The 14,766-nt window shown below is 66.0% G+C and carries 4 protein-coding genes; 1 reads left to right on the top strand and 3 read right to left on the bottom strand.

Going from position 1 to position 14,766, the window contains the following annotated elements:
* Positions 1-109: 109 nt before the first annotated feature.
* From ACFPCV_RS25840 to ACFPCV_RS25850, 3 genes are read right to left on the bottom strand one after another with little or no spacing between them, the layout of a single operon-like run.
* Positions 110-808 carry a hypothetical protein gene (locus tag ACFPCV_RS25840; RefSeq protein ID WP_378058926.1) on the bottom strand — a complete coding sequence of 233 codons (699 nt, stop codon included), beginning with the start codon at positions 806-808 and terminating at the stop codon, positions 110-112.
* A 5-nt stretch (positions 809-813) separates the two neighbouring features.
* Positions 814-6,579: an RHS repeat-associated core domain-containing protein gene (locus ACFPCV_RS25845; protein WP_378058927.1), complete on the bottom strand. Its 5,766-nt coding sequence runs from the start codon at positions 6,577-6,579 to the stop codon at positions 814-816.
* Between the two features lie 12 nt (positions 6,580-6,591).
* Entirely contained in the window at positions 6,592-13,380 is a 6,789-nt protein-coding gene (locus ACFPCV_RS25850; RefSeq protein ID WP_378058928.1) for a LamG domain-containing protein, read from the bottom strand.
* A 738-nt stretch (positions 13,381-14,118) separates the two neighbouring features.
* Here ACFPCV_RS25850 and ACFPCV_RS25855 point away from each other — a divergent pair.
* On the top strand, positions 14,119-14,580 hold the full coding sequence (locus tag ACFPCV_RS25855; RefSeq protein ID WP_378058929.1) for a helix-turn-helix domain-containing protein: 462 nt from the start codon (positions 14,119-14,121) through the stop codon (positions 14,578-14,580).
* Positions 14,581-14,766 lie beyond the last annotated feature (186 nt).

Below are 14,766 nucleotides of genomic sequence, written 5' to 3' on the forward strand. Positions count from 1 at the left end.
GCCGCACTCGTCCTCACCCATTTCGAACACGGCCGACTCACCTGAAAGTCGCTGAGATCACCTCAGTGAGCCCGCGACCGGAACCATCGAACTTTTCAATCCACCCGCGTTAGTTCCGGAGCTCAGCGAGGCGGGCGTTGAGTCGCTGTCGCAGCCAGACCAAAAATTCGTAGTACCGCTGTCGCGAGGGCGTCGCCAGGTCGGGCTCGGGATACTTCTCCTCGAGTGGTGCGAGCATGCTGTCCAGGAGCTCGAGATCGCCGTCGTTGATGTACATCGCAAGATAGCGCCACGGCCAACCGGGAGGTGTACCCGCAGGCAGCCGGGTTTGACTCTTCATATCCAGCACCTGAAGCAAGTGCTGGCGGTCGCGCATCTGCAACAACCGGTCCAGCAAGCCGTCGTCGGAGAGCAACCGCCGCAAAGCCGCCCCACACTCGTCAATTCCGTCGGACATTGAGAACATCCAGCGCGTCTCGTCACCATCGATGTTAAAAGAGACGGCGATCTCAGGTGACACGACGACCCGATCGGACAAGATCCCCCACGTGATATCGGGACGCCTGACCTTCGGACTGTTCCGATTCCGATAGTCTAGCACGGCAGCCGGGATCACCGACCATTCAACAAAGAAGCCAACCTGGTGGACGTCCGATTGATGGGGGCGCATATCCAACAAGATCATGTTGTCCGGCGCCTGTCCAGCAAGCCAGCGTCGCTTACCAGACTTGCGGAAGCCCGCAGCTTTCATGATCGGGGTCAAGTACTGCTCGACGAGCTCGTCGAGCAGCTTGGTTCTGGGATCCACGCCCGTCATCGTAGCGGAACCGGGAGACGAGGCAAGATCACGATCGGCGGCGGGATCGGCATCCCGGGCGCGGGAGGTTTGTCCCTTACATTCGGCACCGAAGGCGGCGGCGCGGGTTGGCGCCATTTTGCCCACCGATCGTCGTCCGCGTGAAATTTAGCAAGACTGCCGTTGCCCTGCTGTTGGTTAAGGTGGTTACGAACAGGCCGTTTGTCTTCGTCTCCGTAGACGACCGCTCCCTCCATCCCACCCCAGTAACTGGTGTTGGGATAACCGGCAACCTCTCCCTTGTATGGTCCTCCGATATCCCATCCACGATCAGCGAAAACCGAGTTCTCCGCGTCCCGAAGATGTGCGGCATACCATTCCGACTCATCCCAGGCAACTTTGGCTCCCTTGCCACGACCGAACGCCTTGACCTCCCAAACGTACCACTGAGTGTAACACTGTTCTGGCTTGGCACACTTTTCCACCTTGAGCACAATGTCTGCAAACCCATACCTGCCACAGTCAGCGATTTGATTCCAGTTCGCATCGGCACATTTTTTGGAGGCGCCGTCAATCTTGAAGCCGGTACTGATGCTGAAGTTTTTCAAGCCTAAAGCCTTGGCCTGTTTCCTGATTCTCTGGACTGCAGCATCTTGCACATTGTTGTGCTTGGTCGTGCGATTCTGTGGATGGATGTCCGGGGTGCCCGGACCTTCATTGTCTATCGGCTCGCCGCAATGCCCTCCAGATTTACAGGAGCCCGAGTCGATCCAACCCGCGTCTTCCTGCATCTTCTCGCCGGTTGGGTCGCTGTAGGTGATGGGGTTGTTGTTGCTGTAGGTGTAGCCGTGTATTTGTTGTGGGTCCGTCAGGTCCATGATTGGGTCGACGGACAGGAATCGGCCGAGGGTGGGGTCGTATTCGCGGGCGCCGAGGTGGGTCAGTCCGGTGGAGGCGTCTTTTGTGCCGCCGACGAAGCCTCGGTCGCCGGGCCACGCGGTCGGCTGGTCGCCGCGTGGTGCGCCGAAGGGGTACTGGCGGCGTCGGGTGACCTCGGTTGTGGTGGAGTCGATCGCGATGTCGTGGGTGGCTTGGTGGTCGGAGGCCAGCCAGGTGAGGGTTGGGCCTTGGCGGACGGCGATGGTGGGGCCGTCGCCGCCGGCGGTGTAGTAGCGGGTGGCTGAGACGGTGTTGGTGGCGCGGTCGAGTTTGAGTTCCTGGTTACCCAGGTAGAGGGTGACACTGGTGGGGTCTTTGCGGATTAACCGCTGGCCGTTGGTGTCGTAGATGAAGGTGGAGGACTGGCTGTCCTTGGTCACCGAGGCGAGGTGTCCTTCGGCGTCCCACCGCAGGACCTCGTCCTCCCCTGTCAGTGAACGGGTTGTGGTGTTGCCGGTGGCGTCGTAGCCGAACGTGTCCAGGGTCGTGCCCTCGGGTGTGTCGGTGGTGACCGAGGTGAGGGTGTGTGGGCGGGGTTGGCCGGTGGCGGGGTAGGTGTAGGTGCGTTCGACGTCGCCGGTGGTGGCGTGCTGGGTTTCGGTGAGCCGGTTGCCGGTTTTGTCGTAGGTGTAGGAGTGCCAGTACGGTGCCGGGCCCTGCAAGCCGGTGGCCGTGGGATCGCCAGAGCAGCCGGTGTCCTCATCCCAGGAAGTGGTGCCGGGTGTCCAGGCGTCGGTGAGTCGGCGTAGGTGGTCGTAGCGGAAGCACTGGACGTCCGCGGTCTGGGCTGCTGGTGTGTCGGCGATGGAGGTGATGTTGCCGGCGGGGTCGTAGGTGTAGTGCACGTCGGTTTGCATGGGTTGCGAAACTTCGGCGTCCACGATGGAGCGGGTCAGTCGGCGGGTGTTGTCGTCGTAGTAGAAGGACAGCCAGCGGCGGGCGCCGGTGTCGCCGAGTTGGACGCGTTCGGTTTCGCCGTACTTGGTGTACAGCATGTCGGTGACCAGCTCGACCGGGCCGTCGTGGGCGCCGGAGCTGGACAGCAGGCGGCCCCAGTCGTCCAGGACGTAGTTCACGGTTTCACTGTCGAGGCCGCCACCGGCCGCGTAGGACTCGCCGGAGAGGATTCCGTCGGGCCCGTAAGCCCGTGACCATTGGTAGTCGCCCGCCAGTGCGCCTTCGGCCTGGGGGATCGACAGGGTGACGGTCATGGGCTGGTAGCCGCCCGAGTAGGTGTTCACGGTGGTGGTGTAGGGGTTGCCGTTGACCCATCGGGTGGTGGACGCCAGGTGCCCCTTGGACAGCAATGTGGTGTCGTAGTTCCACTCCGCCAGCTTCGTGCCGTCACTGTCGCCCTCGTACACGGCGGTTTTGCGGCCGAGCGCGTCGTAGGTGTTGGTCAGCGTGAGGTCGCGGGCGTCGGTGGTGGACTCGAGCTGGTTGGCGTTGTCGTAGCGGTAGGTGGTGGCGCCCTTGTCGGGGTCCTCGGACCGGATCTGGCGACCTCGTAGGTCGTAGGTGTAGCGCCAGCTGTTTCCAGCGGGGTCCTTCACTTCGGCGAGCTGCCCGGAGGGGGTGTAGCCGTAGGTCGTCTTGTCGTAGCTGCCGGTGGGTGTGGATGCCGCGAACTGGCGCAGTTCCACGGTTTGACCGCGGGCGTCGGTAATCGTGGTGGTCGGTGTGCCCCCGGTGGGCGGGGTGACGCTGACACGGTCACCGTCATGGGCGAAGGCGGTGTGCCACTTGTCGGTGGCGCCAGCCTGGAAGGTTTCCTTGACCGGGCGTCCGGCCCCGTCGTACTCCGAGCGGCTCAGCCCTGGGATCTCGACGTCGGAGGCCACCCACAGGGTGGTGTCGACGGCGGCGTCGTTGTAGTAGGGCTGGGTGCTCTTGTAGACGCGGCCGTGGGAGTCGTAGCGGATGTCGGTCAGCAACCGGCCCCCGTCCACGGCTGGTGCCTGGATCTGCCGTTTACGGAGAAGGCCGTCGAACAGTTCGTTGGTGGTGACGTAGTTGCCGCCGTTCGAGCCGATCGTCTTCGTCGTCACCACGGTCGGGGCGTCGTTGCGCACCAGGTAGCTGAACTTGACGTTTCCGTCGGGGTAGAGGCTGCGGCGCATGTTGGTCAGCCATACCTCGGTTTTGCGGCCGAGGGCGTCGTAGGTGATCTCGATGTTGCGCCTGTTGGGGTCGGTGATCTTGACCGGTTGGCCGGACGTTGTGTCGAGGGTGGTGGTGGTGACCAGTCCGGCCGGTACCGCGATCGTGGGTGGGGTGGTGACGGCGGTCTGGGTGAGCGGTCCGCCCTTGGCGGGCGTATATGCCGTCGTGGTGGTCTTGCCCAGCGCGTCGGTGGCGTCGCGGACACGCCCGTGGTCGTCGTAGGTCGAGGTGGCGATCGTGGTGTACAGCGGTTCGCCGTTCACGTAGTCGTCGGCGACCTCGGAACGGGTGGCGTTGCCGAGGGTGGGAGCGACGCCGGCCGCTTGGCCGTCGTAGGAGGTGCGGACGGCGGCGATCGCGTCGTCCGGGTACTGCGGGGTTTGCCCGCAGCGGAGCGAGACGGTCTCGGTTTCGGCGGGGAAGGACAGCAGCCACTTCGTGGTGTTGCGGGCATAGCTGGTGGTGGTACACCGGTCGTCGGTGGCGGTGCTGGTGTCGCCGAGGTCATTGACGGTGAGTGGGAGACCGTCGTCGTTGTAGGTGGTCTCGGTGCGGGTCTCCCGCCAGGTGTTGGCTGCTTCGATGCGGGTATAGCCCCGCGAGACTTTTGGTTTGACCATGTACGCCTTGAACGGGCCGCGGGTCGCGGTCGGGCCCCGCCACCAGGGTTCGGTGATGGTCGTGTCGATCGCGGGACCACCGGTTCCGTTGAAGGTGGTGGTCTCGTAGGCGAAGCCTTGCAGCCAGTCGTGGTCGGTGTAGGTGCCGTTCCTGGAATCGGTGACGCTGGCGGGGCGGATGCCTGTGGGCTGCTTGTCGCCGTCCATGCCGCGGTAAAACCGCTGTTCGGTCATGGTGATCGGCCCGGACGGGTCTGTGGAGGACCCGGCCCGGACGCGGACGCGTTTGAAGCCCCGGAACTCGTTCCAGGTCTTCTTGTCTTCCTTCGTGAACTCTGAGGTGTCCCAGTGCCACGCGGCGCCGTCGAGGTACTCGTAGCTGGTTACCTGCTGGGTACTGGTGGACAGCCGGTCCGACTGGACGATCCTGGCGACCACGTACTTGTGGAAGTAGTCGTCGGTGCGTTCGGTCCCCCCGTCCGGCGCCCACCGGACGGGGAAGCAGCGCAGGCTGTTCGATTCCGGGTTGGCGGGCATGGGGCCGCCGTCCTTGCATTGCGGCTCTTCGTAGTCGATGGTGGTGAGCCCGCCGGATTCGGAGACGATTCCGGTGATCCGGTAGCGGAACAGCCAGCCCGCGCCGTCTTGCTTGTGCACCCGGTTGGCCATCTGGGTGCCTTCGAACGTGACCGCGGGCAGCGAGAGTTCTCCGTCGCCGGCGAGGCCGGTGTGGGTGATGCTGCGCAGCCACAGCGCGGCCTTCTCACCGTCGCCGGGGTCAGGGAACTCGTGCCCGAAAGTCCACCGGTCCACGTCGTCGTAGGTGGTTCCGCGCCGCACCTGTGTGGTGACCGAATTAAGGCGTTTGGTGGACCAGAAGGTCGGGCTGTAGTGGTCCTCGCAGGTCGTGGTGTCGCATCGGTCTTTGAGTGGGGTGTCCGGCCAGTTCAGTGGTTTGTCGATGGTGCATGCGCTGCTCTTGACGCAGCGGTCGGCGGTGGTGAACACGACACGCCCGGTCGCGGGCGCGGTCGGCAGGTCATCGCGCAGGCCGTACTCGACGCGGTCGAGGGTGCCGCCGCGGATGTAGGACACGCCGGTGTCGATAAGGTTCCGTGCGTACTTGTTGGTCTCGGTCTGGTAGTAGTACCGGATCACGTTGCCGTGCCGGTCGATCACCTTGTCCAGGTTCCATCGGTATCCCTGCACGCAGTGCGATGAGCTGAACTGGGCCTGGTGGCAGGGTTCGTCCGCGTCGTCGCCGAACACCGGAACCGTCCACGTGGAACTCGAACTCGGTTGGGATCCGAACAGGTACTGGGTTCCGTCGAGGGTGGTGATCCGCCAGTGTTCGCCGTTGTCGTCACCGTTCGCTGCGCCGGTGAGCCGTTCGACCCGGGCACCGTTGTCGTTCATGACGCGCCACTGCTCGGTGTCGTCGTCCCGGATCAGTATTCCGCCGCCGCCGCTGAACGAGGCGGTGGCGTTGTCGCTGCGCCAGCACAGGTCGCCGACCTGGGGTGGGGTGAAACTGCCCTCGTCGTCCTCGGCGCAGGCGCCGTAGGTGCGTTCGATGAATCCCGGGGAGAGCTCCCAGCCGTCGCCGATCCACGACGGCTGGTTGTTGGTGACGCTTGTGCGTCCGTCAACGGCCGAGGATCGGTAGGACAGCGCGAGGCTCGGCTGCAGTCCACCCGCTGCCGGCGGCACCCGTAGCGGGTAGGACCAGGAGAAGTCGCCGGTGTGCCCGGACACATCCCAGGTCGCCGACGGTGACAGGGACGTGGCGGTGAACGTGCCGCTACCGGGCGGTGCCGGAACCCCGGACGGGTCCTGGTCGCCGTCCAACGCGTCCGACGACGCCTCGTCCTGAGGCCTGGCCTGCATTGTCTGCGCCGTGACCGGGACCGAGGGCGTGGTCGACGGCGGCACGGACGGGCCACCGTCGGCCGCCGCCACCCCGGTCGCGACCGTCAACGGCGGGAGAAGGGTCGCGACCAGCGCGATGGTCAGCCCGACCGCCCGTGTTCTGGGCAGGCGCAACCGTTCGAAGGACGTCATCACGAGGCTCCTCTAGAAGGTCCAGCCAACGACGATCGGGAATGGTGGCCGGGTCCCGGCCACCTGCTCTGGCTCTTCAGCGGCCTGCTGCTCGGCCGCGGCAGCGGTTGCCGGTTCAGGCGCTGGCGACATGGCGGGGACGGCGGTGAGTACGTGGCCCAGTTCGCGTTCTACGGGCCACCCCTCGCAGGTGTCCGACAGCGACTCGAAAATCTCCTGGTTGTGCGAACACTGGTACAGCGGTCGGCTCGGCAGTCCATCCGGCGGCTGTGTCCAGGCCCAGCCCGCGGTGGCCAGCACTGTGCCGCCCTCACAGGCCGGGTCGGTCGACAGAAAAGTGTCGATACCGTCCTTGCAGCTGAACAGTTCCTGCCCGCCGGACACCGGGGTCAGCGAGACGACGCCCAGCGACAGTTCCCTGCGGTAACCCGGTGGTGCGCCGTGGATCGAGGAGAAGTGGTCCCAGCCAACCGGGTTGTTGTAACGAGTCAACCGGCCATAGGCGACGGTGTAGCCGAGCCTGAACTCGAGCGAGGCTCCCGGGACGCCCTCGCAGCCGGCATCGAGGGACTCGAAGTGATCCTTGACGCTGTAGCACCGGTACAACGGCACCGTCGCCAAACCAGTCGGCTGTGTCGCATATACCGGACCGATCTCACCCAGGCTCGTCTGACCCTCACAGTTCGGGTCAGCCGAGGTGAACACATCGGCCTTGAACAAACACGCGTACAGCATCCTGGTGCCAGTCGCGTCCGCCGGCAGCGATCCACCCAGCGACGCCGCGAAGTGATACCCAGCCGGAGCGGGTACGTCGGTGCGGGACGTGTAACTGTCGCCCTGACTGTTCACGAACCGCCCCACCTGGCCTACCGGTGGTGCCGGATACGCGGCGCGACTGGCGATCTCCGAGTCCGCAGCCGCTCCCACGTCCGTGGTCACCTCGTCGATCAGACCGGAGAAGAAGCTGGCGGGCTGTCCGGCTACCTTTCCTCTGCCGATGGTGAACCCGCCCCAGGCTGCCCACAGGAACACATTGTTACGGCTTCCGGCCAACTGACCGTCCACATACAAACGGACCTGCCGCGCCGGGTAGTCGTACACCCCGGTCAGGTGGGTCCACGTGTTCGGTGTCGGTGGCTGCGCCGAGGCAGCGGCGACCAGCGACGCCCCGTCGGCGTCCTGGGTCGGACCGCCGAACACCCACCGGTTCAGCTCAGGCCGGTACTGCAGCACGTATCCGCTCATCCGGGTGCCGTCCTCGCCGAGCACGGTCTGGACCCGGTCGGTGCGGTTGAGATTGGCCCAGGCGGACACCGTGAAGCTGCCGGTCATCGGCACACCCGTCATCTGCGCCGTGGCAGCTTCCCCTTCTCCGTCGAAGCTTGCTGCCTGGTCGTTCATGCCTGCGCTGTAGGTGGGGGTTCCGGTGAGTGTGGTGGGGTTGTTCCGCCACGAGGTGTCGGTGCCGTCGCCGTCGAACCGCCAGTAGCCGTGGACCGCGAGGTGGACGTCGTCGTAGATCTTGCGAACCTCGCCGTCGGTCAGTACTCGGTTGGAGAAGGCACGCACGTCATCGACGCCGCCGCCGAGGAATTCGGCAGGTTCTCCGTTCACGCGGGATCGGCCAACCGACAGCGGCCCCGTCGACTCCACCATCCCCACATCAACCTGGGCCGCCGACAGGGCACCGTTGACATACAACCGCAGCCGATCCAGGCTGGCGTCATAGGTGACCGCCAGATGGTCCCAGTATCCGGCTTTCACCGACTCCACCGATGTCAACGTCACGGTGCCGGTAGCGGTAGGCACCCGGACGACCCACCGGCCATCACTGGCCCGGTACTGCACGGCGAAGACACTGGACTGCGGGCCGTCCTGCGCAACCACCGTTCCCACTCCGCTGGTGTTGAACACCGCCGCCCACGCCGCGACCGAGAAACTCCCGGTCGTATCCACCACCGGCCCTGCCGTCTCCGCATACGCCCCGACGCCGTCGAACTGACCACCCCAGGCACTGCGCGCGGGCCGCCAGGACGCACCATGCAACGTCATATCCCGGCGCGTCCCGCTGGTGTCGGCAGCAGTCTCACCGCTTCCCTCATCGAACGTCCAGTAACCGGCGTCCGGGTCGGGTGCCTCGAGTGCCGGCAGCTCCGTCGGATACGACCGGACCCACGAGTCGACGCGGTACTTGTCCTGCAGTCCGGTGTAGACCCGCACATCATCGATCTGGCCCCGCCAGTGCTGCCCCGGCTCGCCACCAGCCTTCCCGCGCCCAATCTGCAGCCCACCGGTTGCCTGCCAGGTCGCGGCGACTGTTTCGTCATCGACGCTCTCGCCATTGACATACAACCAGATTCGTTTCGTCTGGGCGTCATAGGCACCGGCCAGATGCACCCAGGTGCCGACCAAACTGGGCTCGACCGATATCGCTGCCTTGAGCGGCGAGACCGCGCCGCCCGTATCCGCCAGCGGCATCTCGAAGAACCAATTGCCCCATGGGGCAACATCCATGTCGACGACGCGACCGAGCCGGAACTTGCTGGTCTGACCACCATCCGCGCTGACCGCGATGTCTGCGCACTGTGTGACCACCTCCAGATCGCAGGTGGCCTGCGGATCGAGGTAAACCCAGGCACCGACAGTGAAACTCTGGTCGGTACGCAGATCAATCCCTGTGGTCGACACGGAGTCGCCCGCACCGTCGAACGTCACGGAGTTCCCCACCCTGCCGGGACCGAACGCCGCATCACCGGCCAAGGTGCCGCCGCGCGTGCCGACCGAGTCCGCGGCGTTGCGGCCGCTGGTCTCGTCGAGCTGCCAATGGTGCACCAGCGCAAGATCCCGGCCCGCCATCACGTTGACCTCGTCGGCGAACAACGCTCTCGAGTAGACGTTCACGTCGTCCACCGCGCCCGGGAAGTACTGACCGTACGTGCTGGCTGTGAGCTTTGCGCGCCCGATCTGCACGGCACCGGCGGCGTTGGCCGCATCCGGCTGTTGCGCTGTCCCGACCGGGGCGCCGTTGATGTACAGCCGCAGCTGTTTGTCCGCCGCGCTGTACACGCCGGCCAGATGCGTCCACACACCGGCTTGTGTCGCCGCGTCCACACTGGTCGCGGTGCTCACCGTGACCCCGTCCCCCTGGAGCGCGGCGAACGTCCACCGGCCATCCGAGAGTGCCTGCAACCGGAACCCAGCCGTGTTCGCCGCGTCCTGGGACACCGCGGTCGCCGTCGTCCCCGTGGTGTCCAGCCGGACCCACGCGGTGACCGAGAAGCTGGTGTGAGTGTCGACCGGATGAGAGGCGGTGACGTACTGGTTGCTGCCGTTCAGCTTCACCGCCAGATCGCCGGGGTTCGGGTTGCTGCTCTGCCCCGCCGCCCACTCCGGGTCGCCGCCGACCGTGCCATGGTTCTTCAGTGTCGAGTCGTCGGCGTTTCCGTCCAAAAGCCACGTGCCACTGGTCACGCCGTCCCCGACGACGATCCCCGCGACCTCGTCAGCCGAGACGGCACGGCTGTACACCCGCACCTCATCAATCCACCCGTTCAGGAAGTTCCCCGGATTGCCCGCGACCAGGGCACGGCCGATGTTCAACGGCCCGCGCGCGTTCCAGCCCGCGCCACGCGCGGCGGACCCGGACGCCACGCCGTTGACGTACAGCCGCATCGCCGACCACGGCTCCGCCGCCACGTCGTACACCGCGGTCAGGTGCACCGGATCGTCAAGATCCTGCGTCGCCGGTACCCGGACGGTGTCGTAACTCGCAGGGGCGACGTCATCGGATCGCGGTATCGAGAACACCCAGTCGCCCGGGCTGTCGCCGGTACCAGGCTCGTACCGCAGACAGAACCCACAAGTGTACTCCCCATCCTGGCTCACCACCGTCTGGATGCGACTCCGGTCCTGCAGCTTGACCCACGCCCCGACCGAGAAGCTCTGATCCGTCGCCACCACCTGCCCGGTCGTAGCGGCGTAGGAGTCAGCGGCACCGGTCAACCTCAATGACCCGTTCACCGCCACCTCCTCGTCGTCGAAGCTGGCCCCGTCGGCGAGAACGGCCATCGGTCCGCCCTCCACCCCGTTCCGCGCGGTGGCACCTTCCTCGTCGTCGAACCGCCAGTGCGCCACCTGCACATCGGCTCCGCTCACCGCGGCGGAGAGCTCGTTCCCGGTGACCACCCGGTCATAGACCTGCACCTCGTCCAGGTCACCGAGCCAGTGGTTGGCCAGCCCACCGTTCACCAGCGCGTTGCCCACCTGCACCGAACCTTCCGCAGTCCAGGTCGAGGTGTGCGCGACACGGCCGACTTGCACACCGTTGACGTAGAGCCGGATCTCCCCCAGCCCCGCGTCGTACACACCGGCGAGATGGGTCCAGTTACCTGGCTGTACCGCGCCGGACCAGGCCATGTCCGTGGCCGGGCTGTTCCGGTCCTCTCGCGGCATCACGAAGAACCATCTGTTCTGCGTCGCCTCGTAACCAAGCTGGAAGGCGGCGATACTCGTGCCGGACTGGCTGACCGCCGTGTGCCAGCCAACAGTCTCGTTGAGCCGCACCCACGCAGCGACCGTGAAACTCGCCTTGGTGTCGACCGTGTTCGGTGCGCTCATCGAGTCGCGAGACAGCTCGACCGAGCTGCCCACCGTGCCCGGCACGAACGTCGGCGTCCCGGTGAAGGTGCCGTGCCGGTCCCCCAGGAACGCCGTGTCCTGAGCGTTGCCCTCGAACGACCACTGCGCCAGCGCGCTGTTACCGGCCCGCACATACACCCGGTACTCCGTGACCGGGCTCGCGTGCCGCGCCCGGTCCTTGCTCATCACATACAACGTGCGCGGCCCGTCGCCAGGCGGGGTCAGCGTGACCGTGGCGTTGCCGCCCAACGCGTCGGCATCCACCTTCGTCGACGGCGGATTGGACCAGCCGTACAGGTAGTGATCGACATCGGTCACCCCGTTCGCGCTGAACGTGAACGTGCCCGGCACCCCGACACCACCGTGCCAGCGGTTGTCATCCGGATAGACGTGGCTCTCCACGTCCGGAGCCGCCGCGGGCGCGTGCCGGTCCACACTGAACGACCGCCCATACACGCCCGTCGAGATGTCCGTGCCGTCATCCCCGTGAACCCACCACTGCACCGTCTTGTCGTGCTTGTTCCTCAGGTCCACCGTCGTGTCATGCGTCGCCCCGGCCTTCTGCCGCACGCCGTCCCACTCTGTGATCGTCCCGTCGACCTGCATCCGCCACTTCGGCAGAAGAAGATCCTTGTCAGCGTCGTTCAACGTCGCCAGCAGGCGCACGTTCGCGTCGCCGAGGTAACTACGGCCACCGCACCACCGGCACGGCTCCGGCGTCGGCGGGTCCGTGATCACTCGCGTCGGCGGGCTCGGCTTGGTGTTGTAAGTGACCGACAACTCCGTGTGCGCCGGGTCGTACTTGCGCCACGCCAACTGGTCGGTTGTGCTCTCGGCCTTGAGGAAGAACGTGGTGACCGCGCCGATGCCATCCGCCTGATGCCCCGCGGGGAAGCCGAATCCGACCGGCTTCGCCCCAGGGCAGGAATCCCATACCCCCGGCACGGAAACCGTGCGCAATCGCCCACCCCCGGGCATGTTGCTCCACGACGTGCCCGGCGTGATCTGCTGCCCACCCGGCACCACGTACAACTCGTGATTCCGAGCCGAACAGTTCGGGCTGTACACCACCCGCGAACGGAACTCCGTGCTGATGATGTGCTTACCCGCGACACTGCTCGTGTTGAACTGAAAGTACGCCCGCGCCTCACCGATGCCATTGCACTCGCCGCTCGCGGTGTAACACTGCCCCACCTGAGCCCACGGCGGCGACCCACTCGTCCACCAGTAAGGAGTCGTCGCCTTCCCTGCCAGCACAGTGGCCCAGTTGCTCTTGCTCCACGTCGTCGTGAGCGGATCGATCGTCACCGGGAACACCACCGCCGGATCAGCCAGAAACCCCCGGTCCGGCTCCAGCACCAGCGCACCGCCCGCCACCGCCACCCGCACCGCCGCAGACCTCGACGCGGCCGGACCCTCCGTCCGCCCGCTCGAATCCCACATCAGCGACGGAGGAGCCACGAACACCGGTTCACCCGCCTCGTCCACCACCCGAACCGCGCCGGTGTCGTCCGCGGACACCCGCAACCCGGGGGCCTCCACCCGCAACGCGATCCGCGCCAATGCCGGATTCCGCGCCGCCTCCAGCGTCTTGACCACCACGTGCTGTTGGTAGCCGGACCGCTCGACACGCATTACCAGGTCAACCCCAGGCAGCACCTCCGGATAGGTGACCACCGAACCGTCCACCCGAGGCACCGGCAACACGCCCGGCCAGTACGTCGCATACGACCGGCCGTCCCGGGACAACCGCGCCAACGGCACACCCGATCCGCCACCCGACAACACCAGATCACCCTCGGCCGCCCGGGGAGCAACCGTGCCATCAGCCCGCCGGACCACAGTGGTGTCGATCGGCACCCAACCATCGCCCCGCCGCACACGCGTCGGCACCACCGACAACTCCGCGGTCATCGTCCCGCCAGGATTCGCATACACCGTCTGCGTCGCCGTGCGCAGACTCGCCACCTCCACACGCGACCCCTGCGACCACGCCGCCGCCACCGCCGACGCCTCATCCGGCGCCACGGCAACCACCTCGGGCACCGGCTCACCCATGCGCACCGACGCGGTCAACCCAGACACCACCACCGCACCGACAACCAGCAGGCACACCACGCGCAGCCCAGCACGGGACCGCGCCCAACGGCGCAGCAACACCACGGATCCCCCAGAGAGGTCGACGCGTGCCCCCCGACACCACGCGACCCAACAAGAACTACACCTACTCTGTTCGAAACCCACAGACGATCACAGCCGCCAGATGGGGCAATCACACTCCGCTATCACCACAGTCGCAGAGAACCAGCGGCCGTCCCGCCGACGGACCAGCCTCAGAAGGCATGCCCGCCCGGGCCCCCCGATGCCCCAGCCACGGGAGTGCTGTACGGCCATATGCCCCTTGCACATTTGGCGGGGACGAGAGCAACGACCATCGATCGATCCGCCCCCAACAGCCGGGACTCCCACCGGTTTCCGCTGGTCATTCTGGGTTTGCTGGGCGGTTTCAAAACCCGTCCGACGTGCGTTCGAACCCGCACCGGACACGAACGCGCACCCGCTGCGGCCTCTTCGCGCCGAACAACACCTGCTCGTGTGGTCCGCCTATCGCAATCCGGGCCACACAGTGCTGCTTCCGGGATCGGATGGGAGCGGTTGTGGAGCAAACTGGGAGGCAGGTACACCGCCGAAACGGCGATGAGGTGCGTTCAACTGCTCCGAACAGACGTACGCTAACCTGCCAGAGTAACGTTCCCGCAGGTCAGCGCCTTGATCTGCGTGACGCGGCAGGGGTCACCGTCAGGGATGACGGTACGAGTTTGGGTGTGTCGTGTCCCCATCAGGCCTGTTTTTCGGAGTTCAGGGGTGTCACCGCCACGTCGAGCATCCTTGGAGACACCGATGACGCACCCAGACCGTATCCGTCGCGGGCATGCAGCACAGCACCGCGGCACCCCTCGTCAGCCACCACATCGTCCTCTTCGGCGGCCGGCCCAAGACCCGGTCGCCTCGACCTCACTCGACCACACCGCCGCGAACCCCAGCGAACTCGCTGACCGTGCCGCGAGCCAGCGGCCATACCACGGGATCACCCGGCCCCCGCGCGGTAACTCGTCAGGTGAGGTCGCGACCTCAACCGACGACCCGTCTCGTCTCGCGTCGGACGACGCTCCGACACACCCTTTGCTCCATACCGCTGAGCAGGCGGCTCAGCTTCTGCAGGTGCGACCATCGTGGTTGCGGCGCAAAGCCGCCGCGCGGGCGGTGCCGTGCCGGTTCCTGGGCAAGCATCTACGGTTTTCCCGCGCCGACATCGAGTTGATCGCCCAGAACAGCGCGGCCCCGCCTCAGCACTCTTCCTAACCGCGCGCGTTAGCACCAGAGGCTTTGCCGTCTTTTATGAGGAGTGCAGTGCCAGCTTGACATTTGACGGACATGGAGCGTCCATGTGTGCGTCAAACACAAAACCGCAACAGGGGGTTTGAACCGCCCCGGGTCTGATGGAGACTCACTCGTTGAGTGAGGATGTGGATCATGGCCGGGAAGAGT

Origin of the sequence: Actinophytocola glycyrrhizae, from assembly GCF_042653545.1 — a bacterium.
GTDB classification, from domain to species: domain Bacteria; phylum Actinomycetota; class Actinomycetes; order Mycobacteriales; family Pseudonocardiaceae; genus Actinophytocola; species Actinophytocola glycyrrhizae.